General features: G+C 70.5%; 27 protein-coding genes. 23 read left to right on the top strand and 4 right to left on the bottom strand.

All coding sequences use genetic code 11. From position 1 onward, the window contains the following. Positions 1 to 6 precede the first annotated feature (6 nt). The 14 genes from ACFY3I_RS09850 to ACFY3I_RS09785 all read left to right on the top strand — a co-directional run bounded on the left by ACFY3I_RS09850 (position 7) and on the right by ACFY3I_RS09785 (position 13,003). Complete coding sequence (locus tag ACFY3I_RS09850) at positions 7 to 654, top strand: L-threonylcarbamoyladenylate synthase (protein ID WP_360477376.1); 648 nt, start codon at positions 7 to 9, stop codon at positions 652 to 654. Continuing rightward, on the top strand, positions 651 to 1,334 hold the full coding sequence (locus ACFY3I_RS09845) for a protein-tyrosine-phosphatase (protein WP_351321944.1): 684 nt from the start codon (positions 651 to 653) through the stop codon (positions 1,332 to 1,334). The genes ACFY3I_RS09850 and ACFY3I_RS09845 overlap by 4 nt, the downstream gene beginning before the upstream one ends. An 84-nt stretch (positions 1,335 to 1,418) precedes the next feature. Continuing rightward, positions 1,419 to 2,687, top strand: coding sequence for a serine hydroxymethyltransferase (gene glyA, locus ACFY3I_RS09840; RefSeq protein WP_390860163.1), 1,269 nt, complete (start codon positions 1,419 to 1,421; stop codon positions 2,685 to 2,687). A gap of 125 nt (positions 2,688 to 2,812) precedes the next feature. After that, positions 2,813 to 4,186: an MraY family glycosyltransferase gene (locus ACFY3I_RS09835; protein ID WP_390860162.1), complete on the top strand. Its 1,374-nt coding sequence runs from the start codon at positions 2,813 to 2,815 to the stop codon at positions 4,184 to 4,186. A gap of 324 nt (positions 4,187 to 4,510) precedes the next feature. Beyond that, positions 4,511 to 4,924, top strand: coding sequence for a hypothetical protein (locus ACFY3I_RS09830; RefSeq protein WP_390860161.1), 414 nt, complete (start codon positions 4,511 to 4,513; stop codon positions 4,922 to 4,924). A gap of 210 nt (positions 4,925 to 5,134) precedes the next feature. Then, entirely contained in the window at positions 5,135 to 5,971 is an 837-nt protein-coding gene (gene atpB, locus ACFY3I_RS09825; protein ID WP_390860496.1) for a F0F1 ATP synthase subunit A, read from the top strand. A gap of 73 nt (positions 5,972 to 6,044) precedes the next feature. Further along, complete coding sequence (gene atpE / locus ACFY3I_RS09820; protein WP_031181218.1) at positions 6,045 to 6,278, top strand: ATP synthase F0 subunit C; 234 nt, start codon at positions 6,045 to 6,047, stop codon at positions 6,276 to 6,278. A 38-nt stretch (positions 6,279 to 6,316) separates the two neighbouring features. Continuing rightward, entirely contained in the window at positions 6,317 to 6,862 is a 546-nt protein-coding gene (locus ACFY3I_RS09815) for a F0F1 ATP synthase subunit B (RefSeq protein ID WP_365290353.1), read from the top strand. Next, positions 6,859 to 7,674 carry a F0F1 ATP synthase subunit delta gene (locus ACFY3I_RS09810; protein WP_390860160.1) on the top strand — a complete coding sequence of 272 codons (816 nt, stop codon included), beginning with the start codon at positions 6,859 to 6,861 and terminating at the stop codon, positions 7,672 to 7,674. The genes ACFY3I_RS09815 and ACFY3I_RS09810 overlap by 4 nt, the downstream gene beginning before the upstream one ends. A 134-nt stretch (positions 7,675 to 7,808) precedes the next feature. Then, positions 7,809 to 9,398, top strand: a complete 1,590-nt coding sequence (atpA, locus tag ACFY3I_RS09805) for a F0F1 ATP synthase subunit alpha (protein ID WP_390860159.1) — start codon at positions 7,809 to 7,811, stop codon at positions 9,396 to 9,398. 21 nt (positions 9,399 to 9,419) lie between these two features. Then, on the top strand, positions 9,420 to 10,340 hold the full coding sequence (locus ACFY3I_RS09800) for a F0F1 ATP synthase subunit gamma (RefSeq protein WP_365290347.1): 921 nt from the start codon (positions 9,420 to 9,422) through the stop codon (positions 10,338 to 10,340). Then, complete coding sequence (gene atpD / locus ACFY3I_RS09795; RefSeq protein WP_351321963.1) at positions 10,340 to 11,776, top strand: F0F1 ATP synthase subunit beta; 1,437 nt, start codon at positions 10,340 to 10,342, stop codon at positions 11,774 to 11,776. Before ACFY3I_RS09800 ends, atpD begins: the two co-directional genes overlap by 1 nt. Positions 11,777 to 11,889: 113 nt before the next feature. Then, the gene (locus tag ACFY3I_RS09790; protein ID WP_351710510.1) at positions 11,890 to 12,264 is read left to right on the top strand and encodes a F0F1 ATP synthase subunit epsilon; all 375 of its coding nucleotides are present in this window, start codon (positions 11,890 to 11,892) and stop codon (positions 12,262 to 12,264) included. Between the two features lie 292 nt (positions 12,265 to 12,556). Next, positions 12,557 to 13,003, top strand: a complete 447-nt coding sequence (locus ACFY3I_RS09785) for a DUF2550 domain-containing protein (RefSeq protein ID WP_390860158.1) — start codon at positions 12,557 to 12,559, stop codon at positions 13,001 to 13,003. Positions 13,004 to 13,062: 59 nt separating this feature from the next. Here ACFY3I_RS09785 and ACFY3I_RS09780 read toward each other — a convergent pair whose 3' ends face one another. After that, the gene (locus ACFY3I_RS09780) at positions 13,063 to 14,886 is read right to left on the bottom strand and encodes a glycosyl hydrolase family 18 protein (RefSeq protein ID WP_390860157.1); all 1,824 of its coding nucleotides are present in this window, start codon (positions 14,884 to 14,886) and stop codon (positions 13,063 to 13,065) included. 257 nt (positions 14,887 to 15,143) lie between these two features. On the opposite strand from ACFY3I_RS09780, the gene ACFY3I_RS09775 reads away from it, so the two are divergent. The 4 genes from ACFY3I_RS09775 to ACFY3I_RS09760 are packed head-to-tail and all read left to right on the top strand — an operon-like array spanning position 15,144 to position 17,955. Then, positions 15,144 to 15,839 (top strand): response regulator transcription factor, encoded by a 696-nt coding sequence (locus ACFY3I_RS09775; RefSeq protein WP_390860156.1) that lies wholly within the window; start codon positions 15,144 to 15,146, stop codon positions 15,837 to 15,839. Further along, a complete protein-coding gene (locus tag ACFY3I_RS09770; RefSeq protein WP_390860155.1) occupies positions 15,836 to 17,302 on the top strand; it encodes a sensor histidine kinase in 1,467 nt (488 codons plus the stop codon). Before ACFY3I_RS09775 ends, ACFY3I_RS09770 begins: the two co-directional genes overlap by 4 nt. 54 nt (positions 17,303 to 17,356) lie before the next feature. Beyond that, on the top strand, positions 17,357 to 17,758 hold the full coding sequence (locus ACFY3I_RS09765; RefSeq protein WP_390860154.1) for a hypothetical protein: 402 nt from the start codon (positions 17,357 to 17,359) through the stop codon (positions 17,756 to 17,758). Next, positions 17,758 to 17,955, top strand: a complete 198-nt coding sequence (locus ACFY3I_RS09760) for a hypothetical protein (RefSeq protein WP_390860153.1) — start codon at positions 17,758 to 17,760, stop codon at positions 17,953 to 17,955. Before ACFY3I_RS09765 ends, ACFY3I_RS09760 begins: the two co-directional genes overlap by 1 nt. Positions 17,956 to 17,980: 25 nt before the next feature. Here the strand turns inward: ACFY3I_RS09760 and ACFY3I_RS09755 are convergent, their stop codons facing one another. Next, positions 17,981 to 18,553, bottom strand: coding sequence for a cob(I)yrinic acid a,c-diamide adenosyltransferase (locus ACFY3I_RS09755; protein WP_390860152.1), 573 nt, complete (start codon positions 18,551 to 18,553; stop codon positions 17,981 to 17,983). A gap of 289 nt (positions 18,554 to 18,842) precedes the next feature. Here ACFY3I_RS09755 and ACFY3I_RS09750 point away from each other — a divergent pair, with 289 nt between their 5' ends. The 3 genes from ACFY3I_RS09750 (at position 18,843) to ACFY3I_RS09740 (ending at position 23,103) form a co-directional block, all read left to right on the top strand. Then, positions 18,843 to 19,691: a 3-hydroxyacyl-CoA dehydrogenase family protein gene (locus ACFY3I_RS09750; protein ID WP_365290330.1), complete on the top strand. Its 849-nt coding sequence runs from the start codon at positions 18,843 to 18,845 to the stop codon at positions 19,689 to 19,691. Between the two features lie 207 nt (positions 19,692 to 19,898). Next, positions 19,899 to 20,222 (top strand): STAS domain-containing protein, encoded by a 324-nt coding sequence (locus tag ACFY3I_RS09745; protein ID WP_261707178.1) that lies wholly within the window; start codon positions 19,899 to 19,901, stop codon positions 20,220 to 20,222. Positions 20,223 to 20,562: 340 nt separating this feature from the next. Beyond that, positions 20,563 to 23,103, top strand: coding sequence for an ATP-binding protein (locus ACFY3I_RS09740; RefSeq protein WP_390860151.1), 2,541 nt, complete (start codon positions 20,563 to 20,565; stop codon positions 23,101 to 23,103). A gap of 64 nt (positions 23,104 to 23,167) precedes the next feature. Here the strand turns inward: ACFY3I_RS09740 and nucS are convergent, their stop codons facing one another. Then, the gene (gene nucS / locus ACFY3I_RS09735) at positions 23,168 to 23,839 is read right to left on the bottom strand and encodes an endonuclease NucS (protein ID WP_365290326.1); all 672 of its coding nucleotides are present in this window, start codon (positions 23,837 to 23,839) and stop codon (positions 23,168 to 23,170) included. A 283-nt stretch (positions 23,840 to 24,122) separates the two neighbouring features. Between nucS and ACFY3I_RS09730 the strand changes: the two genes are divergently transcribed. After that, positions 24,123 to 24,515, top strand: coding sequence for an SCO5389 family protein (locus ACFY3I_RS09730; protein WP_365290324.1), 393 nt, complete (start codon positions 24,123 to 24,125; stop codon positions 24,513 to 24,515). A 106-nt stretch (positions 24,516 to 24,621) separates the two neighbouring features. Here the strand turns inward: ACFY3I_RS09730 and ACFY3I_RS09725 are convergent, their stop codons facing one another. Further along, entirely contained in the window at positions 24,622 to 25,650 is a 1,029-nt protein-coding gene (locus ACFY3I_RS09725; RefSeq protein ID WP_365290322.1) for an LLM class flavin-dependent oxidoreductase, read from the bottom strand. 222 nt (positions 25,651 to 25,872) lie between these two features. Between ACFY3I_RS09725 and ACFY3I_RS09720 the strand changes: the two genes are divergently transcribed. Beyond that, a complete protein-coding gene (locus tag ACFY3I_RS09720) occupies positions 25,873 to 26,214 on the top strand; it encodes an ATP/GTP-binding protein (protein WP_365290321.1) in 342 nt (113 codons plus the stop codon). Position 26,215: the final 1 nt, after the last annotated feature.

Below are 26,215 nucleotides of genomic sequence, written 5' to 3'. Positions count from 1 at the left end.
CTAGACATGGCACGGCGATACGACACCAATGACGCGACCGACCGTGTGACGGGTCTGCGCGAGGCCGCGTCCGCCGTCCGCCGGGGCGAACTGGTGGTGCTGCCCACGGACACGGTCTACGGCATCGGCGCCGACGCGTTCACCGCGGAGGCGGTCTCCGACCTGCTCGACGCCAAGGGCCGGGGCCGCAACATGCCCACCCCGGTGCTGATCGGCTCCCCGAACACCCTGCACGGGCTGGTCACCGACTTCTCCGAGCTGGCCTGGGAGCTGGTCGACGCGTTCTGGCCGGGCGCCCTCACCCTGGTCGCCAGGCACCAGCCGTCCCTGCAGTGGGACCTCGGCGACACCCGGGGCACGGTCGCCGTGCGCATGCCGCTGCACCCGGTCGCCATCGAGCTGCTGACCGAGGTCGGTCCGATGGCCGTGTCCTCCGCCAACCTCACCGGCCACCCGTCCCCGGAGACCTGTGACGCCGCGCAGGAGATGCTCGGCGACTCCGTCTCCGTGTACCTCGACGGCGGCCCCACCCCGGGCAACGTGCCCTCGTCGATCGTCGACGTCAGCCGTGAGGTGCCGCTGCTGCTGCGTGCGGGCGCCATCTCGGCGGAGGAGCTGCGCAAGGTCGTACCCGACCTCGAGGTGGCGAATTGACAGCCCCTGACGCGGGGCGTGGCATAGGCAACGGGGAACGCGCGGCGGAGATCACGACCACGTTCGTGGGGCTTCCGCGGGACAGCTTCCGCATCCTCCACGTCAGCACCGGCAACGTGTGCCGCTCGCCGATCACCGAGCGGCTGACCCGCCATCTCGTGACGGACCGGCTCGGCACCTTTCTCGGCGGCGGGCTGATCGTGGAGAGCGCGGGCACCTGGGGCCACGAGGGCGCGCCCATGGAGGCCAACGCGGAGGCGGTCCTGGCCGACTTCGGCGCGGACGCGACCGGGTTCACCGGCCGTGAGCTGCTCGACGAGCACGTCATCCGAGCCGACCTGGTGCTGACCGCCACCCGCGACCACCGCGCCCAGGTCATCTCCATGGGCCATTCGGCGGGCCTGCGCACCTTCACCCTGAAGGAGTTCACCCGCCTGGTCCGCGCGATCGACCCGGCGACCCTGCCCCCGCTGCACGAGGGCGTGGTCGTCCGCGCCCGCGCGCTGGTGCGTGCGGCGGCGGCGCTGCGCGGCTGGCTGCTGGCCCCCACCGCGGAGGCGGACGAGGTCCACGACCCGTACGGGGCCCCGCTGCCGTTCTTCCGCTCCATCGGCGACGAGATACACGAGGCGCTGGACCCGGTGGTCACGGCGCTGACCGGCGTCCCCGCGCGGATGTAGCCCGACGCGCCGAACCCACCGAGCACCCCGCCCGCCCCGGGCCTACATTGGACCTACGTCACCGTCGACCGCCCGGAGCCCGCCATGCCGGTCAGCCCTACCCTCCTCGAGGCCGATCCGCTGCGGCGGCAGGATCCGGAGCTGGCGGAGATCCTGCTGGGGGAGCTGGCCCGGCAGTCGACCTCGCTGCAGCTGATCGCCGCCGAGAACTTCTCCTCCCCGGCCGTGCTGGCCGCCCTCGGCTCGCCGCTCGCCAACAAGTACGCCGAGGGCTATCCGGGCGCCCGGCACCACGGCGGCTGCGAGATCGTGGACGTCGCCGAACGGCTCGCCGTCGACCGCGCCAAGGCCCTGTTCGGGGCCGCGCACGCCAACGTGCAGTCCCACTCCGGTTCGTCCGCCGTACTGGCCGCCTACGCCGCCCTGCTGTGCCCGGGTGACACCGTGCTCGCCCTCGGCCTGCCCTACGGCGGTCACCTCACGCACGGCTCGCCGGCCAACTTCTCCGGCCGCTGGTTCGACTTCGTCGGGTACGGGGTCGACCCGGAGAGCGGGCTCATCGACCACGACCAGATGCGGGCGCTGGCCCGGGCCCGCCGGCCCAAGGCGATCGTGTGCGGGTCGATCGCCTACCCCCGCCACCTCGACTACGCCTTCTTCCGAGAGGTCGCCGACGAGGTCGGGGCCTATCTGATCGCGGACGCCGCCCATCCCATCGGGCTGGTCGCCGGGGGAGCGGCGCCCAATCCGGTGCCGTACGCGGACGTGGTGTGCGCGACGACACACAAGGTGCTGCGCGGTCCGCGCGGCGGGATGCTGCTGTGCGGTTCGCCGGAGCTGGCCGAGCGCCTGGACCGTGCCGTGTTCCCCTTCACACAGGGCGGCGCGCAGATGCACACCATCGCGGCCAAGGCGGTCGCGTTCGGGGAGGCGGCGACGCCGGCGTTCGCCGCGTACGCCCATCAGGTGGTCGCCAACGGGCGGGCGCTCGCGGCCGGCCTCGCCGACCAGGGCCTGGTGGTGACCACCGGCGGCACGGACACCCATCTCATCACCGCCGACCCGGCCCCGCTGGGCCTCGACGGGCGTACCGCCAGGGGCCGCCTGGCCGCCGCCGGGATCGTGCTGGACAGCTGTGTCCTGCCGCACGGCGACGCCCGCGGTCTGCGGCTGGGCACGGCGGCGGTGACCACGCAGGGCATGGGAGCGGCGGAGATGTCCCGCATCGCGGCCTTGCTGGCGGAGGTGCTGCGGGGCGCGACGGACCCGGGGAGGGCGCGTGACGAGGTGCGCGAGCTCACCGGTAGATTTCCGCCGTATCCCGGTGGTGACGGGGTAGGCGCAGGGTCGTAGAGGCAGCTGTACGTCCGCCTTACATGCATACGTGCAACCATCGTCGCTACCCGGAAGTCCCCATACATATGCGACCGTCGCTAGGGTGTGGGCTGTGATGGCCAGCGAGACCTGTGGGGAAGCCTGTGCGTGAATACCTGCTGACGCTCTGCATCACGGCCGCGGTGACGTATCTGCTGACAGGGCCGGTGCGGAAGTTCGCGATCGTGGCCGGGGCCATGCCGGAGATCCGGGCCCGTGACGTGCACCGGGAGCCCACTCCGCGGCTCGGCGGGATCGCCATGTTCTTCGGGCTGTGCGCGGGTCTGCTGGTCGCCGACCACCTGACCAACCTGAACGAGGTCTTCGAGAAGTCGAACGAGCCGCGGGCGCTGCTCTCCGGCGCGGCCCTGATCTGGCTGATCGGTGTGCTCGACGACAAGTTCGAGATCGACGCCCTGATCAAGCTGGGCGGCCAGATGATCGCCGCGGGCGTGATGGTCATGCAGGGCCTGACCATCCTGTGGCTGCCCATCCCGGGTGTGGGCACGGTCGCCCTGACCCCGTGGCAGGGCACCCTGCTGACGGTGGCGCTGGTGGTCATCACCATCAACGCGGTGAACTTCGTCGACGGCCTGGACGGCCTGGCCTCCGGCATGGTGTGCATCGCGGCCGCGGCGTTCTTCATGTACGCGTACCGGATCTGGTACTCGTACGGCATCGAGGCCGCCGCCCCGGCCACGCTGTTCTCGGCGATCCTGATGGGCATGTGCCTGGGCTTCCTGCCGCACAACCTGCATCCGGCGCGGATCTTCATGGGCGACTCCGGCTCGATGCTGATCGGCCTGGTGCTGGCCGCCGGTGCGATCTCGATCACGGGCCAGCTCGACCCGGACGTGATGAACCTGTTCGCCGGGTCCGAGCGCAACGCCGTCCACCAGATGGTTCCGGTGTACATCCCGCTGCTGCTGCCGCTGACCATCATCGCGGTGCCGGCCGCCGACCTGGTGCTGGCGATCGTGCGGCGCACCTGGCGCGGCCAGTCGCCCTTCGCGGCCGACCGCGGGCACCTGCACCACCGGCTGCTGGAGATCGGCCACTCGCACAGCAGGGCCGTGCTGATCATGTACTTCTGGTCGGCGCTGATCGGTTTCGGGGCGCTGGCGTACTCGGTGAACTCCGCGTCCATGTGGATCGTGCTCGGGGTGGTCTTCCTCAGCGCGATCGGCCTGGGGCTGCTCCTGCTGCCTCGGTTCACCCCGCGGGTGCCGGTGTGGGCCCAGCGGTTCGTGCCGCCGCGCTACCGCCGCGGCGGGGCTGCGGAGCCGTCCGCGGAGGCCGCCGAGCCGGCTGCGGAGGCCGAGCGGGAGGGCGCCCCGGTGGTGCTGGAGAAGGCCGGCGAGGCGTGCGGGGAACACCGCGATCCGGTGCCGGCGGGCGCCGCCAGGGTCAACGGCGCGACCGCCGTCGGTGCCCGGTCGCGGAGGCTGGACCGGCACCCGTCCGAAACCTCGCGTTGACCCCGCGCAGACCTCCCGCAGACCCTCGCAAGGTAAGAATCTGACTAGAGCATTGCCAAGTCGTGGGGGAGCAAAGACCCCCAATACCAGACACAACGGCTCGGTTTTTGCTCAGACGGGCATGTTCACCCTCATGTGTGACACCGAGCACACCTACCAGGTAAAGACCTCATCAAATAGTTTGTGATACGGTTCACGAGAACCCCGGACAGAGCCGAAGGACCCGAGTGCGATGGTCCATTGGCGTGAGGACTTCGACCCTCCGGCCGGGACTACGCTCGTCCATGACGACACCTGCCCCCCTGTGAAAGCGGAGTTGCCGCCATGCCGTCCAATGACGCCCGGAACCTGGCCCAGGCCGCCGTACCCACGGCCGCCGTCGGCGTGCTCGCTGCCGTCGTCAGCGCGATCGTCGCGGGCGGCAAGGGAGCGATCGGGGCGGTCGTCGCGACGGTGGTGGTCGTCCTCTTCATGGGGATCGGCCTCTACGTTCTGCAGCGCACCGCCAAATCGCTTCCCCATCTCTTCCAGGCCATGGGGCTCATGCTCTACACGGCGCAGTTGCTGTTGCTGTTCGTCTTCGTCGCTGCCTTCAAGGACACGACACTGTTCAACCCCCGGGCCTTCGCCGGCACGCTCGTGGTCGGCACGGTCACGTGGATCGTTGCTCAGGCGCGCGCCCAGATGAAGGCCAAGATCCTCTACGTCGAGCCCGACAAGACCGGGCAGCCGTCGTGAGAGGTAGGCCCGGGATAAAGCCGCACGAGAGATGCTGCTATCGTCCGGTGCCAACTGCGGCATCGCGGGCGCGGGCATCTGAGCTGACGCCTGCTCAATCGCGAGGCGAGATGCCCCTCAGCCGCCCCCACATCCGTAACACCAGTCCCGTGCCGAACCGCGGCCTTGCGCCGCGCCGACACAACGAGGTTGCCGTACCTATGCGCCACGCTGAAGGAGCCCGCGGTGAGTGCTGACCCGACGCAGGTGCTCGCCTTCGAGACCGACTGCCACATCTTCGACGGCTGTGGCTTCCCGGCTCCCGGCTTGCACTCGTTCCTGTTCAAGCCCCTCTGGGGTGATGCCGACAGCAACCTGTACTTCAACAAGACGATGCTGCTGGCGCTGCTCGGCACGGTCATCATCGTCGGGTTCTTCTGGGCCGCGTTCCGCAAGCCGAAGGTCGTCCCCGGCAAGCTGCAGATGGTCGCCGAGTCCGGTTACGACTTCATCCGGCGGGGTGTCGTCTACGAGACCATCGGCAAGAAGGAGGGCGAGAAGTACGTTCCGCTGATCGTCTCGCTGTTCTTCTTCGTCTGGATGATGAACCTCTGGTCGATCATCCCGGTCGCGCAGTTCCCGGTGACGGCGATCATTTCGTACCCGGTCGGCCTCGCGCTGATCGTCTACGTCCTGTGGGTCTCGCTGACCTTCAAGCGGCACGGCTTCGTGGGCGCCCTCAAGAACTTCACCGGCTACGACAAGTCGCTCGGCGCGGTCCTGCCCCTCGCGATGGTCATCGAGTTCTTCTCGAACCTGCTGGTGCGGCCCTTCACTCACGCGGTCCGTCTGTTCGCCAACATGTTCGCGGGCCACACGCTGCTCCTGCTCTTCACGATCGCCAGCTGGTACCTGCTGAACGGCATCGGCATCGCCTACGCCGGCGTCAGCTTCATCATGACCCTCGTGATGACGGCCTTCGAGCTCTTCATCCAGGCCCTTCAGGCGTACGTCTTCGTTCTTCTGACGTGCACCTTCATCCAGGGCGCCCTCGCCGAGCACCACTGAGCGCCTCGCACTCACCCCTGTGATCGTCCGGTGGCCAACCCCCACCGGTCCGTAAAGAAAAGGAAGAACTGGCATGTCCCAGACCCTTGCTGCCGCTGTTTCCGGCTCCCTCGGCTCCATCGGTTACGGCCTCGCCGCGATCGGCCCGGGCGTCGGCGTCGGCATCATCTTCGGTAACGGCACCCAGGCCCTCGCCCGCCAGCCCGAGGCGGCCGGCCTGATCCGCGCCAACCAGATTCTCGGCTTCGCCTTCTGTGAGGCGCTCGCCCTGATCGGTCTGGTCATGCCGTTCGTCTACGGCAAGTGATCTGCCGAAACACCACTGACTAGACGAAAGGCACTGATATGAGCCCCCTGGTTCAGCTGGCGGCTGAGGAGGCCGAAAACCCCCTCATCCCGCCGATCCCAGAGCTCGTCATCGGCCTCATCGCCTTCGTCATCGTCTTCGGCTTCCTCGCCAAGAAGCTCCTTCCGAACATCAACAAGGTTCTGGAGCAGCGCCGCGAGGCGATCGAGGGCGGTATCGAGAAGGCCGAGGCCGCGCAGACCGAGGCCCAGAGCGTCCTTGAGCAGTACAAGGCGCAGCTGGCCGAGGCCCGGCACGAGGCCGCGCGCCTGCGCCAGGAGGCTCAGGAGCAGGGCGCCACGCTCATCGCCGAGATGCGCGCCGAGGGTCAGCGGCAGCGTGAGGAGATCGTCGCCGCCGGTCACGCCCAGATCGACGCCGACCGCAAGTCCGCCGCGCAGTCGCTGCGCCAGGACGTGGGCCAGCTGGCCACCGACCTGGCGGGCAAGCTCGTCGGCGAGTCCCTTGAGGACCACGCCCGGCAGAGCCGCGTGATCGACCGCTTCCTCGACGAGCTTGAGGAGAAGGCCGAGGCGGCCCGATGAACGGAGCGAGCCGCGAGGCACTGGCAGCCGCACGGGAGCGTCTCGACGCGCTGACGGACTCGCCGTCCGTGAACGCGACGCGGCTCGCGGACGAGCTGGCGGCCGTCACCACGCTGCTCGACCGCGAGGGTGGCCTGCGTCGGGTCCTGACCGACCCGGCGCAGTCCGGCGAGGCCAAGGCCGAGCTGCTCCGGCGCCTGATCGGCGGCCAGGTCGGCGCGAACACGGCCGACGTGGTCACCGGCATGGTCCGGTCCCGCTGGTCGCAGCCCCGCGACCTGGTGGACGCGCTGGAGGAGCTGGCGTCCGTCGCCGACCTGACGGCCGCGGAGAAGTCGGGCACGCTGGACGACGTGGAGGACGAGCTGTTCCGGTTCGGCCGGATCGTCTCCTCCAGCACCGAGCTGCGCGCCGCGCTCACCGACCGCAAGGCCGGCACCGCGGCCAAGACCGAGCTGGTCCACCGGCTCCTCGGCGGCCGCGCCAAGCCGGTCACCGAGCGTCTGGTCACGCGCCTTGTGACCGTGCCGCGGGGACGTAGCCTGGAAGCGGGCCTGGAGGGCCTCTCCAAGCTGGCCGCGGAGCGCCGCAGCCGCGTCGTCGCCGTCGTCACCTCGGCGGTGCCGCTGAGCGAACCGCAGAAGCGACGCCTGGGCGCCGCCCTCGCGAAGCTCTACGGCCGCACGATGCACCTCAACCTCGACGTCGACCCCGCGGTCGTCGGCGGGATCCGGGTGCAGGTCGGTGACGAGGTCATCAACGGTTCCATCGCGGACCGGCTGGAGGACGCGGCACGCCGCATGGCGGGCTAGCACCTCGGTAGTCGAGAACAAGCAGTACGTACTTACGACGGCCCGGGTTGGGCCGTACATGAAGAATCCCTGGGGGTCGCCCCCAGACCCCCCAAGTGAAACTTCGGGCCCAACAAGGAGAGCAGGGAACCCAGATGGCGGAGCTCACGATCCGGCCGGAGGAGATCCGGGACGCGCTGGAGAACTTCGTCCAGTCGTACAAGCCGGACGCGGCCTCGCGCGAGGAGGTCGGTACGGTCACCCTTGCCGGCGACGGCATCGCGAAGGTCGAGGGCCTGCCCTCGGCCATGGCCAACGAACTGCTGAAGTTCGAGGACGGCACCCTCGGCCTCGCGCTCAACCTGGAAGAGCGCGAGATCGGCGCCATCGTCCTCGGTGAGTTCAGCGGCATCGAGGAGGGTCAGCCGGTGCACCGCACGGGCGAGGTCCTCTCCGTCGCGGTGGGCGAGGGCTACCTCGGCCGCGTCGTCGACCCGCTCGGCAACCCGATCGACGGCCTCGGCGAGATCGAGACGTCCGGCCGCCGCGCCCTGGAGCTGCAGGCTCCCGGCGTCATGGCCCGTAAGTCGGTGCACGAGCCGATGGAGACCGGCTACAAGGCCGTCGACGCGATGACCCCGGTCGGCCGCGGCCAGCGTCAGCTGATCATCGGTGACCGCCAGACCGGCAAGACCGCCCTGGCCGTCGACACGATCATCAACCAGCGCGACAACTGGCGCTCGGGCGACCCGAAGAAGCAGGTCCGCTGCGTCTACGTCGCCATCGGCCAGAAGGGCTCGACCATCGCCTCCGTGCGTGGCGCCCTGGAAGAGGCCGGCGCGCTGGAGTACACGACCATCGTCGCCGCCCCGGCGTCCGACCCGGCCGGCTTCAAGTACCTGGCGCCGTACACCGGTTCGGCCATCGGCCAGCACTGGATGTACGACGGCAAGCACGTCCTCATCATCTTCGACGACCTCTCGAAGCAGGCCGACGCCTACCGCGCCGTGTCCCTGCTGCTGCGCCGCCCGCCGGGCCGTGAGGCCTACCCGGGTGACGTCTTCTACCTGCACTCCCGCCTGCTGGAGCGCTGCGCCAAGCTCTCCGACGAGATGGGCGCGGGTTCGATGACCGGTCTGCCGATCGTCGAGACCAAGGCCAACGACGTCTCGGCGTTCATCCCGACCAACGTCATCTCCATCACCGACGGCCAGTGCTTCCTGGAGTCGGACCTGTTCAATGCCGGTCAGCGCCCCGCGCTGAACGTCGGTATCTCCGTCTCCCGAGTCGGTGGTTCCGCGCAGCACAAGGCGATGAAGCAGGTCTCCGGCCGTCTGCGTCTGGACCTGGCCCAGTACCGCGAGCTGGAGGCGTTCGCCGCCTTCGGTTCCGACCTGGACGCCGCGTCGAAGTCGCAGCTGGAGCGTGGTTCCCGACTGGTCGAGCTGCTGAAGCAGGCGCAGTACCAGCCGATGCCGACCGAGGACCAGGTCGTCTCCGTGTGGGCCGGTACCACCGGCAAGATGGACGACGTCCCGGTCTCCGACATCCGCCGCTTCGAGAAGGAGCTCCTGGAGCACCTGCACCGCAAGGAGCAGGGCCTCATGACCTCCATCAAGGAGGGCGGCAAGATGTCGGACGACACCCTCACCGCTGTTGCCGACGCGATCGCCGAGTTCAAGAAGCAGTTCGAGACCTCGGACGGCAAGCTTCTCGGCGAGGACGCCCCGGCCACCGCCAAGTGACGTAAGGAAGGGACCTGACTCATGGGAGCCCAGCTCCGGGTCTACAAGCGTCGCATCCGATCCGTCACCGCGACCAAGAAGATCACCAAGGCGATGGAGATGATCGCCGCCTCGCGTGTGGTCAAGGCGCAGCGCAAGGTGCGGGCCTCCGCGCCGTACGCGACCGAGCTCACCCGCGCGGTCACGGCGGTCGGTACGGGTTCGAACACCAAGCACCCGCTGACCACCGAGGCGGAGAACCCGACCCGTGCCGCGGTTCTGCTCCTCACGAGCGACCGCGGCCTGGCCGGCGCCTTCAACTCCAACGCCATCAAGGCCGCCGAGCAGCTGACCGAGCGTCTGCGGGCCGAGGGCAAGGAGGTCGACACGTACATCGTCGGCCGCCGCGGTCTGGCCCACTACACCTTCCGTGAGCGCAAGGTCGCGGAGTCGTGGTCGGGCTTCACCGACGAGCCCTCGTACGCGGACGCCAAGAAGGTCGCGGCGCCGCTGATCGAGGCCATCGAGACCGAGACGGCGGACGGCGGGGTGGACGAACTCCACATCGTCTTCACCGAGTTCGTGTCGATGATGACGCAGACGGCGCTCGACGACCGACTGCTGCCGCTCAGCCTCGAAGAGGTCGCGGAGGAGGGCGCCGCCAAGGGCGACGAGATCCTTCCGCTGTACGACTTCGAGCCCTCGGCGGAGGACGTCCTCGACGCCCTGCTGCCGCGCTACGTGGAGAGCCGCATCTACAACGCGCTTCTCCAGTCGGCGGCTTCGAAGCACGCCGCCACGCGGCGCGCGATGAAGTCGGCCACCGACAACGCGGGCGAGCTGATCAACACGCTCTCCCGTCTTGCCAACGCGGCCCGCCAGGCCGAAATCACCCAGGAAATCAGCGAGATCGTCGGTGGCGCCAGCGCCCTGGCCGACGCGACCGCGGGGAGTGACCGCTAATGACCACCACTGTTGAGACCGCGACGGCCACGGGCCGCGTCGCCCGGGTCATCGGCCCGGTCGTCGACGTGGAGTTCCCCGTCGACGCGATGCCGGACATCTACAACGCCCTGCACGTCGAGGTGTCCGACCCGGCCAACGCCGGCGAGAAGAAGACGCTGACCCTGGAGGTCGCCCAGCACCTGGGTGACGGCCTGGTCCGCACCATCTCCATGCAGCCCACCGACGGTCTGGTCCGCCAGGCCCCGGTGACCGACACCGGCGACGGCATCACCGTCCCGGTCGGCGACTTCACCAAGGGCAAGGTGTTCAACACCCTCGGTGAGGTGCTGAACGTCGACGAGCAGTACGACGGCGAGCGCTGGTCCATCCACCGCAAGGCCCCGAACTTCGACGAGCTCGAGTCGAAGACCGAGATGTTCGAGACCGGCGTCAAGGTCATCGACCTGCTGACCCCGTACGTCAAGGGCGGCAAGATCGGTCTGTTCGGTGGTGCCGGCGTCGGCAAGACGGTGCTCATCCAGGAGATGATCTACCGCGTCGCCAACAACCACGACGGTGTCTCCGTGTTCGCCGGTGTCGGCGAGCGCACGCGTGAGGGCAACGACCTCATCGAGGAGATGGCGGACTCGGGCGTCATCGACAAGACGGCCCTCGTCTTCGGCCAGATGGACGAGCCCCCGGGCACCCGTCTGCGCGTGGCCCTCGCGGGTCTGACCATGGCGGAGTACTTCCGCGATGTGCAGAAGCAGGACGTGCTGTTCTTCATCGACAACATCTTCCGCTTCACGCAGGCGGGTTCCGAGGTGTCGACCCTGCTCGGCCGGATGCCCTCCGCGGTGGGTTACCAGCCGAACCTGGCCGACGAGATGGGTCTCCTCCAGGAGCGCATCACCTCGACCCGTGGTCACTCGATCACCTCGATGCAGGCGATCTACGTCCCCGCGGACGACCTGACCGACCCGGCCCCGGCCACCACCTTCGCCCACCTCGACGCGACGACGGTTCTCTCCCGTCCGATCTCCGAGAAGGGCATCTACCCGGCCGTGGACCCGCTGGACTCCACGTCCCGGATCCTGGACCCGCGTTACATCGCGGCGGACCACTACAACACCGCCATGCGGGTGAAGACGGTCCTCCAGAAGTACAAGGACCTCCAGGACATCATCGCGATCCTCGGTATCGACGAGCTCGGCGAGGAGGACAAGCTCGTCGTCCACCGTGCCCGTCGCGTGGAGCGCTTCCTGTCCCAGAACACCCACGTCGCCAAGCAGTTCACCGGCGTCGACGGGTCGGACGTCCCGCTGGACGAGTCGATCGCCGCGTTCAACGCGATCATCGACGGCGAGTACGACCACTTCCCGGAGCAGGCGTTCTTCCTCTGCGGTGGCATCGAGGACCTCAAGGCCAACGCCAAGGAGCTGGGCGTCTCCTGAACTCGCCTGAGTTCGTGTGAGGGGGCGGGCGCGTCCCGCCCCCTCACTCACGCCCATTAGACTTGTATCCAACACCCGGTGATTCCACCGGGTGGTGACCCGAGGAGCCACCTTTGGCTGCTGAGCTGCATGTCGAGCTGGTCGCCGCCGACCGTCAGGTCTGGTCCGGCGAGGCCACCCTGGTCGTCGCGCGCACCACGTCCGGCGACATCGGCGTCATGCCCGGTCACCAGCCGCTGCTGGGTGTGCTGGAGTCGGGCCCGGTGACCATCCGTACGAGTGAAGGTGGGACTGTCGTCGCCGCGGTGCACGGCGGTTTCATCTCCTTCGCGGACAACAAGCTGTCGCTGCTGGCCGAGATCGCCGAGCTGTCGGACGAGATCGACGTCCAGCGCGCGGAGCGGGAGCTGGAGCGCGCGAAGGCGGAGGGCGACGCCACTGCCGAGCGACGCGCCGACGTACGTCTGCGGGCGGCGACGTCTCGCTGACACACTGCGCGTATGCGTTGAACTGACTCAGCCGCGGGGGGGGGCGGGGGGAGGCGGTTTAACCCCCCGGGGTGGGATAAATGGGTGGTTTTTGGGTGGGGTAGAAACGAGAACATGTGGGGGGGTGCGGGGGTGCGCCCGGGGTGGGCGCCCCCCCGCCCAACCCCCGGGGGGCGGGTTTCTACTCCCCCCCCCCCGGGGGGGCCCGGCCCCCCCCCGCCCCCCCCCGCGGCTGAGGTAGATCTGGGTCTTTTTACGTTCCATTACCTAGGAGACGAGGAGGTCGGTGCCGATGGTCCTCGCTCTGACTGTGTGCGGAATCGTGGTCGCGCTCGTGGTGGTGGGACTCTTCCTGTTCGGGCTGCGGCGCCGGCTGATCCAGCGTTCGGGCGGCACCTTCGACTGTTCGCTGCGCTGGGACGTACCCGAGAGGGCGGACGCCAGCGGCAAGGGCTGGAGCTACGGTGTCGCCCGCTACAACGGCGACAGCGTCGAGTGGTACCGGGTCTTCTCCTACGCCTACCGGCCCCGCCGGGTCCTGGAACGCGACCGGATCGAGGTGGCCGGCCGCCGCCTGCCGGAGGGCGAGGAGGAGCTGGCCCTGCTCTCCGACGCCGTGATCCTCACCTGTGTGCACCGGGGCACCCGCCTGGAACTGGCCATGAGCGAAGACGCGCTGACCGGATTCCTCGCGTGGCTGGAAGCGGCCCCGCCCGGACAGCGGGTGAACGTGGCGTAACCGGCTTCGCCCTCACCCGGACGGGGTCCGGGTGAGGGCGAAGTCTCCTGAGGCCCGCTCTACAGGTTCGAGTTGATGGCGCTCACCAGTTCACCGTTGCTGGTGTCACCGCTGAACTCCCAGAAGAACGCGCCGCCGAGTCCCTGGGACTTGGCCCAGCTCATCTTCCCGGCGATCGTGGCGGGAGTGTCGTAGGACCACCAGTTGTTGCCGCAGTAGGCGTACGCCGTGCCCGCGACCGTGCCGGTGGCCGGGCAGGACGTCTTGAGGACCTTGTAGTCCTCGATGCCCTGCTCGTAGGTGCCCGGCGCCGGTCCGGTCGCCGAGCCGCCCGGGGCCGCCTGGGTGACGCCGGTCCAGCCGCGGCCGTAGAAGCCGATGCCGATCAGCAGCTTGCTCGCCGGGACGCCCTTCGACTTGAACTTGGCGATCGCGTCCGCCGTGGTGAAGCCGGGGGTCGGGATGCCGGTGTACGTCGTGAGCGGGGAGTGCGGCGCGGTCGGGCCGTTCGCGTTGAAGGCACCGAAGAAGTCGTACGACATCACGTTGTACCAGTCGACGTACTGGGCCGCTCCCGCGTAGTCGGCCGCGTCGATCTTGCCGCCGGAGGTGCCGTCGGCCGTGGTGGCGGCGGTGACCAGGTTGTTGGAGCCGAACTTGGCGCGCAGCGCGGCCATCAGGTTCTTGTAGGCCGCGGCCCCGCTGGTGTCACAGCTCAGCCCGCAGGCGTTCGGGTACTCCCAGTCGATGTCGATGCCGTCGAAGACATCGGCCCAGCGCGGGTCCTCGACCAGGTCGTAGCAGGAGTTGGCGAACGCGGTCGGGTTGGCCGCGGCCTGGGCGAAGCCGCCGGACCAGGTCCAGCCGCCGAAGGACCACAGGATCTTGATGTTCGGGTACTTGGCCTTCAGCTCGCGCAGCTGGTTGAAGTTGCCGCGCAGCGGCTGGTCCCAGGTGTCCGCGACGCCGCTGACCGACTGGTCGGCGGTGAACGCCTTGTCGTAGTCGGCGTAGGAGTCGCCGATCGCGCACTGGCCGTTCGTCACGTTGCCGAAGGCGTAGTTGATGTGCGTGATCTTGGCGGCGGAACCGGACGTCACCAGGTTCTTGACGTTGTAGTTCCGGCCGTAGATGCCCCACTCGGTGAAGTAGCCGAGCTTGACCTTGTCGCCGGTGGGCGGGGGAGTGGTGGTGCCGCCGGTGGTGTGCACGGCGACCGAGCCGCTGGCCGGGCCGGTCTGGTTCGCGGTGTCCCGGGCCTGGACGGTGTAGGAGTAGTCCGTGCCGGCGGTGAGACCCGTGTCGGTGTACGACGTGGTGGTCACCGTGGAGACGACCCTGCCGTCGCGCAGCACGTCGTAGTTCTTGACGCCCTTGTCGTCGGTGGCGGCGGACCAGCTCAGCTTCACCGAGGTGTCGGTGATCGAGGAGGCGGTCGGGGTGCCGGGCGCGGAGGGCGCCGCGTCACCGGGGACGGTGGTGCCGCCGTCGCAGCTCGCGCCGTTGAGCAGGCAGTTGCTCGGTGATCCGGAGCCCGCGCCGTTGAAGCCGAAGGAGACCGAGGCGCCGGGGGCGATGGAACCGTTGTAGGACTTGTTCTTGGCGGTCCAGTGGGTGCCCGAGGACGTCACGTCCGCGTCCCACGCGGAGGTGACCGAGGTCCCGGAGGGGTAGTCCCACTCGACGGTCCAGGAACTGATCGACGTGGTGCCGGTGTTCTTGACGGTCCACTGGCCGCCGAAGCCGGTACCCCAGTCCTGGGTCTTGGTGTAGGTCGCGGTGGCGGACGTCGCGGCCTGCGCGGGGCCCGCGAGGCCGACCAGACCGGCCAGCGGGAGCAACAGGGTCGCGAACCCGGCCGCGGCTCTGTGTCTGAAGCGCATCCTGCGCCTCCTATGGGGAGTTGGGGGGCACGACTGAGCCTTCGCACCCACGGTGCCGCGAGAATAGAAAGGTCTGGACCACCGGTCAATAGGTCTGGACCACTCTCCCTGAAGTGGGCGTGAAGTGTTCGCAGGTCACCCAACTCCCGGCCGGTCGACACCATTTGCCACCGCGGGCTGCTCGGGCCGGGTCACCCGCCCGCCCGCCCGGCCGGAGCGGAACCGTACGCTTGCCCGGCGACGCACGAGGAGGCGGCATGAGCGAGGCGGACCGGCCGGGAGCCGTGCTGGTGGTGGACGACGACGCGGCCATCCGGCGGTCACTGGAGCGCGGCCTGCGGCTGAGCGGTTTCGCGGTGCGCACGGCGGAGAGCGGACCGGGGGCCCTGGCCGCGGTGCGGGACGCCCCGCCGGACGTGCTCGTCCTCGACGTCTCGATGCCCGGTATGAGCGGCATCCAGGTCTGCGAACGCCTGCGCGCCGACGGCCTGGACCTCCCCGTCCTCATGCTCTCGGCGCTGGACGAGACCACCGACCGGATAGCCGGACTCCAGGCCGGCGGCGACGACTACCTGGTCAAGCCGTTCGCCCTCCAGGAACTGGTGCTGCGACTGCGCGCGCTGCTGCGCCGCCGGCCGCCCACCGGCCGGGAGGTGCTGCGGGCCGCCGGGCTCGTGATCGACCCGGCGGCCCGCACCGCCGCGCGCGACGGGCGCCCCCTGGACCTGACCCGGCGCGAGTTCGAACTCCTCGAGGTCCTGGTCCGCAACGCCGGGCTGGTCCTGACCCGCGACCAGCTCCTGGACCGCGTGTGGGGTTACGACTTCGAGGTGCGCACCGACACCGTCGACACGTTCGTCAGCTACCTGCGCCGCAAACTGGAGGCGGACGGCCTGCCCCGGCTCGTGCACACCGTACGCGGCGTCGGTTTCGTGCTGCGGGAGGAGGCATGAGGCTCTCCACCCGGATCGGACTCGCCGTCGGGGCGACCGTGCCGCTGCTGGTGCTGGCCTCCGGCTGGCTGCTGCTCCGGCTGGTCGACCACGACCTGCACCGTGCCGAGGACGAGCACCTCCGCTCCCGGGCCACCGCCATGGCCCCGGACGCCCGTGCCCTGCTGCGGGCCAGCGCCGGCGGCCGGCCCAGGGCGGCCGACACCCGGGAACGGCAGCTGTTCAGCTCGGCACTGGACGTCGGCGTGCGTGTCGTCGGACCGGACGGCGCCTTCAGCGGCGGCCCCCAGCCGGGCCCCTCCGTCCGGCTGCTCGAGCGCGCCGCCCTCGCCCCGATCACCGTCCGGGACGGCGCCACCAGCTGGCGCGCCCTGGCCCGGCCGATCACCACCGTCCGCGGCTCGGGCACCCTGTGGGTCTTCGCGCCCAACGCCGCCGACCAGGCCCAACTCCGCCTCGTACGGCGCCGCGTGCTCGCCACCACCCTGCTCGCCGCCCCCCTCTCCGGCCTGCTCGCCTGGGGCATCGCCACCGGTGCCACCGGCCCGCTGCGCCGCCTCGGCCGCCGCACCGCCGGTATCGACCCGCGCGCCAGCGCCACCCGGCTGCGCCACGACCCGACCGGCGTCACCGAGGTCGACGACCTGGCCGCCACCCTCCAGAAGGCCCTCGCCCGCTACGACGAACAGGCCGCCCGCACCGCCGAGGCCCTGGACACCGCCCGCTCCTTCTCCTCCGCCGCGGCCCACGAACTGCGCACCCCGCTGATGAGCATGGGCACCAACCTGGACATCCTCGCGGCGCACCCCGGCCTCGCCGAACCGGACCGTACCGAGGTCGTCACCGACCTGCGCCACGGGCACGCCCGGCTGCTCGGCCTGCTGGTGATGCTGCGCGAGCTGGGGCGCGGCGACCTGGTGGAGGCGGAGGCGCTCGGGGCCGTGGAGCTCACCGAGGTCGCGGAGGCGGCGGTGGCCGAGGCCCGGCGGCACATGCCGGCCGCCCTGATCACCGTCGACGCGGCGCCCGGGCTCACGGTCCACGGCTGGGAGCCGGGGCTGCGCCTGCTCCTCGACAACCTGCTCGCCAACGCGCTGGCCCACGGCCAGGACCCGGACGGCCGGGCGCGTGTGACGGTCGGACTGCGGGGCACGGACGCACAGGTCGTGATCACCGTCGACGACCGCGGACCCGGGGTGCCGCCCGCGGAGCGGGACCGGGTCTTCGAACGGTTCCGGCGCGGAGCGGGCAGCACGGGCTCGGGGCTCGGCCTGACCCTGGTGGCGCAGCAGACGGCGCTGCACCGGGGCGAGGTGACGGTCTCCGACGGTCCGGACGGCACCGGCGCGCGCTTCCGGGTACGGCTGCCCCGGACCGGCGGCGAACTGCCCGCCCGTCGCGACTGGCTGATCCACACAGCCGGGGCAAACCGGTCACAGAGTTTCCCCAAGGACGCCCCCTAGCGTCCGGCACGTCGGGCGGACCACAGGACCGCCGCCCGGGGAACGGAGGCAGAGATGTACGTACGACGGAGGCGGCGCACCCTCCTCGTGGGGCTGGCCACGGCGGCACTGCTGGCGACCGGTGCGGGCGCGGCCACGGCCGACGGCACGCCGGCCCCGGCGGCGACCCCGACAGGCGACGGCGCACAGGCGCTGTGCAAACGGGCGCCGAAGATCGACCGGCGCATCGACCGGGCGCTGGAGCGGCTGAACGCCGGGGCGGACCGGCGGGGTTCGATCGCCCGCCTGCAGCAGCGGGTGGACAACGCGAAGGCGGCGGGCCACACCGAGGTGGCCACCTTCCTCCAGGACCGGCTGACCTTCCGCAAGTCGCTCGTGCCCACCCTCCGCAAGCGGCAGGGCGACCTGGCCGACGTCCGGACCTGGTGCCGCGACAACAAGGACGGGGCGAGCTGATGCGCCCGCGGATCGCGGCCGCCGCGGTCGCTCTCCTGGCGGGGCTCTGCGTGGGCTGCGGCCACGGCGGCGGCACCGCGCGGCAGGCTCCGGCGACCCCCTCCGGCTACTCCGAGATGCAGCAGAAGGTGGCCGCGGCCGAGTCCGCGGTCGCACAGGCCGACAAGGACGCGTCCCAGGACGACACCGGCCGCTGACCCCGCAGCGGGGGGCGCGGAAGCCTCAGCGCTCCCCGCCGGGGACCCACAGGACGTCCCCGACGTCCTTGTTGGCCGTGCGGGCGAGGATGAACAGCAGGTCCGAGAGCCGGTTCAGGTAGGTCGCGGTCAGCGGGTTCATCACCGTGCCGTGCGCCTCCAGCGCGGCCCAGGTCGACCGCTCGGCCCGCCGTACCACCGTGCAGGCCTGGTGGAGCAGGGCCGCGCCGGGGGTGCCGCCGGGCAGGATGAACGAACGGAGCTTCTCCAGCCGCTCGTTGAAGCGGTCGCAGTCCGCCTCCAGCTTGTCGACGTAGAACTGCTCGACCCGCAGCGGCGGGAACTCCGGGTTCTCGGCCACCGGCGTGCACAGGTCCGCGCCGACGTCGAAGAGGTCGTTCTGCACCCGGGTGAGCACCCGGACGATCTCCTCGTCCAGACCGCCCAGCGCGATCGCCGTGCCGATCGCCGCGTTCGCCTCGTTGGCGTCCGCGTACGCCGAGATCCGCAGATCGGTCTTGGCGACCCGGCTCATGTCCCCGAGGGCGGTGCTGCCCTGGTCGCCGGTCCTGGTGTAGATGCGCGTCAGATTGACCATGGGACCAGCGTAGTTACGGCACGGCCGCGCGGAACGCGCGTGTGTCCGCCGTCACGGCGGGTGTCGCGAGGCCCGCGACCGGGGTGCCCCGCGACGCGGGCGGGAAGATGCGCGGCCGGGCGGCGGGTGGCCGGGAACGGACCCCACCGTGGGGCACGGCTGACCGGACGTGACGGTTGTCTCACACCCTGAGACCGTGACACGCATTACTTACCGGGTTTCCCGGCCCCTCGCGAGCGCTAGGGTCCCGCCCAAGAGGCATACCTCAACAGCGTGTAAGGGGAGCGGAGTGGCACGGAAACTTGCCGTCATCGGTGCCGGCCTGATGGGTTCCGGCATCGCCCAGGTCGCCGCACAGGCCGGCTGGGACGTCGTCCTGCGGGACGTCACGGACGAGGCGCTGGACCGTGCCGTCGGAGGCATCAAGGCCTCCTACGACAAGTTCGTGAGCAAGGGGAAGCTGGAGGCGCACGACGCCGACGGCGCCCTGGCCCGGATCGTCACGACCACCGACCTGGACGCGGTCGCCGACGCCGACATCGTGGTCGAGGCCGTCTTCGAGAAGCTGGAGGTCAAGCACGAGATCTTCCGCGCGCTCGACAAGATCGTGCGCCCGGACGCCGTGCTCGCCTCCAACACCTCCGCCATCCCGATCACCAAGATCGCGGCGGCCACCGAGCACCCCGAGCGGGTCGTCGGCGTCCACTTCTTCTCGCCCGTGCCGATGATGCAGCTCGTCGAGCTGGTCCGGGGCTACAAGACCAGCGACGAAACCCTCGCCACCGCCCGGGAGTTCGCCGAGTCCACCGGCAAGACCTGCATCGTCGTCAACCGTGACGTCGCCGGTTTCGTGACGACCCGGCTGATCTCGGCGCTCGTCGTCGAGGCCACCAAGCTGTACGAGTCGGGTGTCGCCACCGCCGAGGACATCGACCTGGCCTGCAAGCTGGGCTTCGGCCACGCCATGGGCCCGCTGGCCACGGCGGACCTCACCGGCGTCGACATCCTGCTGCACGCCACCGGCAACATCTACACCGAGTCGCAGGACGAGAAGTTCGCCCCGCCGGAGCTGATGCGCCGGATGGTTGACGCCGGTGACATCGGGCGCAAGAGCGGGCAGGGCTTCTACTCGTACTGAGGCACCGGCACGGTATCCGCACGACATCCGCACGTAGAGCTTCTGAACCGGCTCCGAAAACGCACAGTTCCCGCGAGTTTCACTCTCAAGGGTGAATTCGGTATCGGTTCGCTTACAGATGGCAACCTCTGACGGTCGAACGCAGTCAGAGGTTGCATCACCGGACATCACTTTCACGGAGTAGGAACGCACTCTCGGGGAGCGCATATGTACATCAGGGGCGACCACGCCGAGCTGGTCGTCGGGGGCCGCCTCGACGTTCGCAGCGCGGCGGACGCCCGCACGGTCCTGCACTCGGCCGTCGACGACGGAGCCGGCGACCTGGTGCTGGACCTGTCCGAGCTGGACTCCTGGGACGCCACCGGACTCGGCGTGATCATGGGGGCCCACCGGCGGGCCGGCCGCTGCGGCCGCCGCCTGGTGCTGCGCGGCGTACCGCCGCAGATGCAGCGCCTGCTGGTGGCCACCAGGCTGCACCGGATCCTGGCGATCGAAGGGGGCATCGGGGTGGAGTCGCTGCCCCGCGTGTGACACGGGAGCGCGGAGCGAGGTGTCGCACCGGCACCGGACGCGCGGCGATCCGGGTGCGCGGAGGCGAACGCGTGGCAGACGGCACGCGGCCGACGGCGGCGGTGACCGGGACGGACCGCGCACAAGCGCATGTCAGGCGCAATCCTCACGAGACTGTGATGTCTTGGACCGCGCGGTACCCCGGACTGTCGTAGATACTGTGCGAAGGTTTAAGGTTCGGTCGCCCGCTGCCTTTCACCCTTCGAGCGCGGGCCCGGACCAGAAGCGAATGCGCAGTGTGCAACAGGCCGGGAGGGGCCCGAATTCACGGCACACCACGCTTTTGGGGGGCTAGGAACCTATGGACCCGATCAATCCGGGACCCGAGGCGTACGGCCAGGACGACGGGGACACCTCCCGGTCGAGCCTGTTCGAGACCGGGGGAGGCGCCACGCCGCGCCAGCGCCCGCCGAGGGAATCCCTCACCAACGACTTCGGCCAGAGCACACCGACGGCCGTCCGCACGGCACGGCTGGTCTCCGGCGACTTCCTGCTGACCGTGAACCCGGTCGACGGCAGCGAGATCGAACCCTGCCCGCCGACCGAACGCCCCGCCGCGCCGGAGAAGCGGACCGCCGCCGAACGCGCCGAGTACGAGCGCGCCGTCCGGCCGCCGGTACCGCCCGGCCCCGCCCGGACCGAGCTGCCGCTCCTGGAGCGCCAGGACGACCGCGAACGTCTGGTACGACTCCTCGCGCGCGGCCGCTCCGCACGCCTCACCGGCCCCGCGGGCTCCGGCCGCACCGCCCTCCTCGACCTGGTCGCCGACGACTGCTCGGACCTCGCGCCCGACGGCGTGGTCCGGCTCAGCGGCTTCCACCGCACGCCCGAGGACCTGCTCCACGACCTGTTCGGCGCCGTCTACCGGGCGCCCGCGCAGCGGCCCGGGCACGACGAGCTGCTCCGCCTGGTGAGCGAGATCGGAGCGGTCGTCGTCCTCGACGACATCGAGTTCGGCGGCGCCGGGCTCGACGAACTGCTCGACGCCACCCCGGAGTGCGCCTTCCTGTTCGGCGCCACCCCGGACGTGCCCGCCCCCACCGCCGACTCCGGCGTCGAGGAGGTCCTCCTCAGCGGCCTGGAGCGGGCCGGGGGAGTGGACATCCTGGAACGCGCGGTCGGCCGGGTGCTCACCGAGGAGGAGGCCAACTGGGCCGGCGACCTCTGGTTCGAGTCCGAGGGCCTGCCGCTGCGGTTCGTCCAGGCGGGTGCGCTGCTGCGCCAGCGCGACCAGCTGAAGGCCACCACGGGCGCCGTCGACGAGCTCGGTGTCTTCGCCTCCGACCTGTCGGAGCTGCCGGCCGACGCGACCTTCGACACCGAGGCGGCCGAAGAGGTCCCGCTGCCGTCCCTCGGCGAGGCCGCCGCGCCCGCCCCGCTGCTCGCCGCGCGCCTCAGTGCCTCCGCCCGCGCCACCCTGCGGTTCGCGGTCGCCCTCGGCGGCGAGGTCCCGCACCAGGCCCACCTGCCCGCCCTGGTCGGCGACACCCACGCGGACGCCGCCCTCGGCGAGCTGGCGGGCTGCGGACTGGTCTCCCCGGTGGGCTCCCGCTACCGGCTCGCCGCGGGCGTCCTGCAGCAGCTGGAGGCCGCCGGCTACGCCGACGACATCGAGCCCCAGGCCCTCACCGCCGCTCAGCACTACTCCTGGTGGGCCGGTCACCCCTCGGTCACCCCGGACCGGGTCTGTGCGGAGGCCGACGCGGTCCTCGCCGCCCTCGCGGTCGTCGTCCCGGCCACCGTGCCCCCGGCCGAGGACGAGGAGTCCCTGCCGGTACGCCTGGCCCGCACGGCCGCGCCCGCGTTCGCCGCCGGACTGCACTGGAGTGCCTGGGAACGGACGCTGCGGGCCGGCGCGGAGGCCGCCCGGCTGTCCGGCGAGGTAGGTGAACAAGCCTATTTCCATCACGAATTGGGGATCCTCGCGCTCTGCGAGGGCCGGCTGGACGGTTCCCAGGCCGAGTTGGAGGCCTCCATCGGGCTGCGCGGCGCGCTCTCCGACAAGCGGGGCACGACGGCCGGCCGCCGTGCGCTGGCGCTGGTCGCCGACCGCTCGGGCAAGGTCATTCCCAGCCTCGCCGCGATGGCGGCCGACGAGATCCCCGACGCACGCCACGAGGAGTCGATATCCCCGGCGGGCGGTGTCACCACGCCGTTCCCCGCTGTCCACTCCTCCCTCTCGGACACGGTGGTCACACGCCGCGTCCCGGAGCACACGCCGGTGGCCCGGAGCGGTGGCGGTCTCGTGCACATGGCCCGCCGCAACCTGGTCGCGGTGAGCGCGGGCGTCCTCCTCACCGCGGTCCTCGGCACGGTGGTGGGGCTCGGCATGACCTCCCACGACAACGCCGACAACCCGGCCGACAACGTGAGCGTCAACCCCTCGGTGAGCGAGGGCACGGGTGACGGCGGTCTGGGCGCCGATCCCAAGCAGTCCCAGGGGTCGGGCGACACGGGCATGACGAAGACCAAGCCCACGGATCCGGGCCCGGACGGCACGCTCGGCACGTCCGACGACCCGACGCCGCCGGCCGACACGGTCTCGCCGTCGGAGTCCCCGACGCCGACGAAGGGGAGTTCCGGCAACGGCCCCAGTCACTCGGCACCCACGTCGCCCAAGCCGAGCCATTCGCCGTCGCATTCGCCGTCGGCGTCCCCGACGAAATCGTCCCCGACGCCGACGCCGTCGGATCCGACGCCCTCGGACTCCTCCTCCCCGAGCGAAAGCACCCCCGCCACGACCGACTCCGCCAGCGGTCCGACCTCCGACACCCCGACCGTCGTCACGTCGAGCGCGTCGGAGGGGGTCACCCCCGGCACCTCCACCGGCACGGTCATCTGAGGCACGGCTGAGGGCCGGTCTCCGCACGGAGACCGGCCCTCAGCCGTGCCCGGCGGTACCGCCGTCAGAACAGCCGGAGTTTGTCGTCCGACACGCCTCGCATGGCGTCGTAGTCCAGGACCGTGCAGCCGATGCCGCGGTCGGTGGCGAGGACGCGGGCCTGGGGCTTGATCTCCTGGGCCGCGAAGACGCCTCGCACGGGGGCGAGATGGGGGTCGCGGTTGAGCAGCTCCAGGTAGCGGGTGAGCTGTTCCACACCGTCGATCTCGCCACGGCGCTTGATCTCGACGGCGACGGTCCGGCCGTCGGCGTCCCGGCACAGGATGTCCACCGGCCCGATCGCCGTCATGTACTCGCGGCGGATCAGGGTGTAGCCCTCGCCGAGCGTCTCGATACGGTCGGCCAGCAGTTCCTGCAGGTGAGCCTCGACGCCGTCCTTGATCAGGCCCGGGTCCACGCCCAACTCGTGCGAGGAGTCGTGCAGGACCTCCTCCATCGTGATGATGAGCTTCTCGCCGGCCTTGTTGACGACCGTCCAGACACCTTCCTCCTCGCCCGTCCCCTCCTTGAGGGTGCACGGCGGCGACATCCAGTTCAGGGGCTTGTAGGCGCGGTCGTCCGCGTGGATCGAGACGCTGCCGTCCGCCTTGACCAGGATCAGACGGGGGGCCGAGGGAAGGTGGGCGGTGAGCCGGCCGGCGTAGTCGACGGAGCACCGGGCGATGACGAGACGCATGGTCGGCAACGCTACTCGACGCGCCGCCCTCCACGCGATTCGTCCTTCTTTCCCCGCCACCGGGACCGCTCCTGATGAGCCTCCTGCACACCTCTGTTCAACCCTGGCCGATTGTGTGCCTAAAGGGACCGTCGCATATACGCAATCTGCTGGTGGCGTCACCGTCCGTTGCCTACGGTAGTGAACGGGAGGTCGCTGTGTGTGTACTCAGCGTGTTCGGTATCGCGAACTCCCCCTACCTGTCCGGCAACCCCTGCTGTTCGGGGGTGCGAGAGGAGAACCCATGTCGCTCGACGTCTCACCGGCCCTACTCGAACAGGCCGAGCGAGGCGAGGTCGACGAAGCAGATTTCGTCGACTGCGTCCGGACCTCCCTGCCCTACGCATGGGAGATGATCAGCTCCCTGGTGGCCCAGCTGAAGGTGGACGGCGGAGAGTTCGCCGACAACCAGACGCCCCCGCCGGACGAGCAGGCACGCGGTCAGCTGCTGCGTGCGCTCGCGAGTGACGCCATACGCGGCGCCCTGCAGCGGCATTTCGGTGTGCGGCTGGCCTTCCAGAACTGCCACCGGGTAGCGGTGTTCCCGCTGGATTCCTCGGTGGACGCGACCCTGGCCCGCTTCACGTCGGCGCGCAACCAGCTGCTGAACCAGTCCCCGGAGCTCCGGGACTGCTGACGCGGATCTCCGATACCGCTGACGCAGTGAGTTGCTTGCTTGCCGCTCCACACGCGGGAGGTGCGATCAGTCACTGGAGCGGCAAGCTCTCCGCGCAGCCGTGCGGTCACCGGAGGTGGGGCAGTACCTCGGCACCCAGCCGTCGTACGTTCTCCTCCGTGGCCGCAAGGTCCCCCGAGCCCTCGGTCAGCAGGGCGAACCGGGAGATGCCGGTCCGCTCGGAGGTCGCCGCGAGCCGGTCCGCGCACAGCCTCGGGGTTCCCACCGGGTGCAGTCCGCAGAGCAGTTCGGTGTAGGCGAGCGGATCGCGCATGGTCCGGAACCGGCCGTCCACGGTCATGTGGGCCTCCAGGCCCTGCTTGAGCCACCCCGGCATCGCCTTCGTCAGCGTCTCCACGGCGTCGGTGCGCCGGTCGGCGATCTGGCAGACACCGGCCGAGACGTGGGCCGCGCCGAGGATCTCCTCGGACGGGCGCCCGGCCGCTCGCGCGTGCTGCCGCCACAGGGCGACCATCTCGGCCTTCTCCTCGTCCCCGACGTGCATGCCGAGCAGCATCGGCAGCCCTCGCTCGGCGGCCAGCCGGACGCTCGCCGCGGACGTGCAGGCGACCACCACCTCCGGCCCGGGCGCCTCCGTCAGCGCCTCCGACGGTCGCGGCACGACCGGGACCTCCCGGAACGAGAAGCGCGGTCCGGAGGCCGACACCGCCGGTTCGCGCAGCCAGCGCATCAGCAGTTCGAGTGATTCCGGGAAGCCCTGTTCATATGCTTCGAGGCCGGCGCCGAACACCTCCAGATCCACCCAGGGGCCGCCGCGGCCCACGCCCAGCGTGAAACGGCCGCCGCTCGTCACGTGCAGCAGCGCGGCCTGTTCGCCGAGTGCCACCGGGTGGACCGTCGGCAGTACGCTCACCGCCGTACCGACCCGGAGACGGCTGGTGCGGCCCAGCAGTAAGGCCGCCAGCGTGACCGCGGACGGACAGGTGCCGTACGGGACGAAGTGGTGTTCGGCCAGCCAGACCGCGTCCAGGCCGGCCTCCTCGGCCACTTCCGCCGTGCGTACCGCCCGGTGCAAGGGCTCCCCCTGGCCCTGGCCCGGGAACTGGGCCGCCAGCACAAAACTTCCTACGCGCATCGCAATTCCTGCTTTCCTGGCTCCTACCCGGAGCTCCCCCAACGGGCATAACCGTCCGACACGTGCCGAGGACACGGCCTGGCGAAGAGATTTGCGGATTGTCTGGAGAACGGGTCGCCCTGGAGGGGGACTTGTGTGGGTTGGTGCCCTACGCGTACCCCTGCGCGCGCGTCGTAGGCTGGACACAGCCCGTGCTTCCTGTATAGCCCCGAGAGGTGTCCCGTGTCCCCGCGTCGCAACCGAGCCAAGGGCCCGAATGGGGCCGCCTCCTCCGGCCGGAGCCCCGAGGACGACCCGGCCGACCGCTACGGCGGCTGGCAGTCCGGCGAGAGCTGGCAGGGCGAGGAGTGGAGCGTGCGGCACGTGGCGGGGGCCAGCGCGCTCGGCAAGACGTACCGCTGCCCGGGCTGTGACCAGGTGATCCCCTCCGGCGTCCCGCACGTCGTGGCGTGGCCGGAGCACTCGGGCGTCGACGAGCGCCGGCACTGGCACAAGGCCTGCTGGAACGCGAAGGACCGCCGCACCACACGGGTGCAGCGGTCCCGGAACGCGCCGAAGTTCTAGA

It is taken from the genome of Streptomyces sp. NPDC001068 (genome assembly GCF_042897315.1).
Classification (GTDB): domain Bacteria; phylum Actinomycetota; class Actinomycetes; order Streptomycetales; family Streptomycetaceae; genus Streptomyces.
Note: the sequence above shows the minus strand (reverse complement) of the source record. Positions and strands in the feature narration are given on the sequence as shown.

What these genes read in the sequence shown, in the direction of transcription:
- ACFY3I_RS09730 (WP_365290324.1), top strand. Translation starts at nt 24,123, where the DNA reads ATGTCGCTCGACGTCTCACCGGCCCTACTCGAACAGGCCGAGCGAGGC.
- ACFY3I_RS09740 (WP_390860151.1), top strand. Translation starts at nt 20,563, where the DNA reads ATGGACCCGATCAATCCGGGACCCGAGGCGTACGGCCAGGACGACGGG.
- ACFY3I_RS09760 (WP_390860153.1), top strand. Translation starts at nt 17,758, where the DNA reads ATGCGCCCGCGGATCGCGGCCGCCGCGGTCGCTCTCCTGGCGGGGCTC.
- ACFY3I_RS09745 (WP_261707178.1), top strand. Translation starts at nt 19,899, where the DNA reads ATGTACATCAGGGGCGACCACGCCGAGCTGGTCGTCGGGGGCCGCCTC.
- ACFY3I_RS09725 (WP_365290322.1), bottom strand. Translation starts at nt 25,650, where the DNA reads ATGCGCGTAGGAAGTTTTGTGCTGGCGGCCCAGTTCCCGGGCCAGGGC.
- ACFY3I_RS09785 (WP_390860158.1), top strand. Translation starts at nt 12,557, where the DNA reads ATGGTCCTCGCTCTGACTGTGTGCGGAATCGTGGTCGCGCTCGTGGTG.
- ACFY3I_RS09850 (WP_360477376.1), top strand. Translation starts at nt 7, where the DNA reads ATGGCACGGCGATACGACACCAATGACGCGACCGACCGTGTGACGGGT.
- atpD (WP_351321963.1), top strand. Translation starts at nt 10,340, where the DNA reads ATGACCACCACTGTTGAGACCGCGACGGCCACGGGCCGCGTCGCCCGG.
- glyA (WP_390860163.1), top strand. Translation starts at nt 1,419, where the DNA reads ATGCCGGTCAGCCCTACCCTCCTCGAGGCCGATCCGCTGCGGCGGCAG.
- ACFY3I_RS09775 (WP_390860156.1), top strand. Translation starts at nt 15,144, where the DNA reads ATGAGCGAGGCGGACCGGCCGGGAGCCGTGCTGGTGGTGGACGACGAC.
- ACFY3I_RS09815 (WP_365290353.1), top strand. Translation starts at nt 6,317, where the DNA reads ATGAGCCCCCTGGTTCAGCTGGCGGCTGAGGAGGCCGAAAACCCCCTC.
- nucS (WP_365290326.1), bottom strand. Translation starts at nt 23,839, where the DNA reads ATGCGTCTCGTCATCGCCCGGTGCTCCGTCGACTACGCCGGCCGGCTC.
- atpE (WP_031181218.1), top strand. Translation starts at nt 6,045, where the DNA reads ATGTCCCAGACCCTTGCTGCCGCTGTTTCCGGCTCCCTCGGCTCCATC.
- ACFY3I_RS09765 (WP_390860154.1), top strand. Translation starts at nt 17,357, where the DNA reads ATGTACGTACGACGGAGGCGGCGCACCCTCCTCGTGGGGCTGGCCACG.
- ACFY3I_RS09755 (WP_390860152.1), bottom strand. Translation starts at nt 18,553, where the DNA reads ATGGTCAATCTGACGCGCATCTACACCAGGACCGGCGACCAGGGCAGC.
- ACFY3I_RS09770 (WP_390860155.1), top strand. Translation starts at nt 15,836, where the DNA reads ATGAGGCTCTCCACCCGGATCGGACTCGCCGTCGGGGCGACCGTGCCG.
- ACFY3I_RS09810 (WP_390860160.1), top strand. Translation starts at nt 6,859, where the DNA reads ATGAACGGAGCGAGCCGCGAGGCACTGGCAGCCGCACGGGAGCGTCTC.
- ACFY3I_RS09800 (WP_365290347.1), top strand. Translation starts at nt 9,420, where the DNA reads ATGGGAGCCCAGCTCCGGGTCTACAAGCGTCGCATCCGATCCGTCACC.
- ACFY3I_RS09780 (WP_390860157.1), bottom strand. Translation starts at nt 14,886, where the DNA reads ATGCGCTTCAGACACAGAGCCGCGGCCGGGTTCGCGACCCTGTTGCTC.
- atpA (WP_390860159.1), top strand. Translation starts at nt 7,809, where the DNA reads ATGGCGGAGCTCACGATCCGGCCGGAGGAGATCCGGGACGCGCTGGAG.
- ACFY3I_RS09830 (WP_390860161.1), top strand. Translation starts at nt 4,511, where the DNA reads ATGCCGTCCAATGACGCCCGGAACCTGGCCCAGGCCGCCGTACCCACG.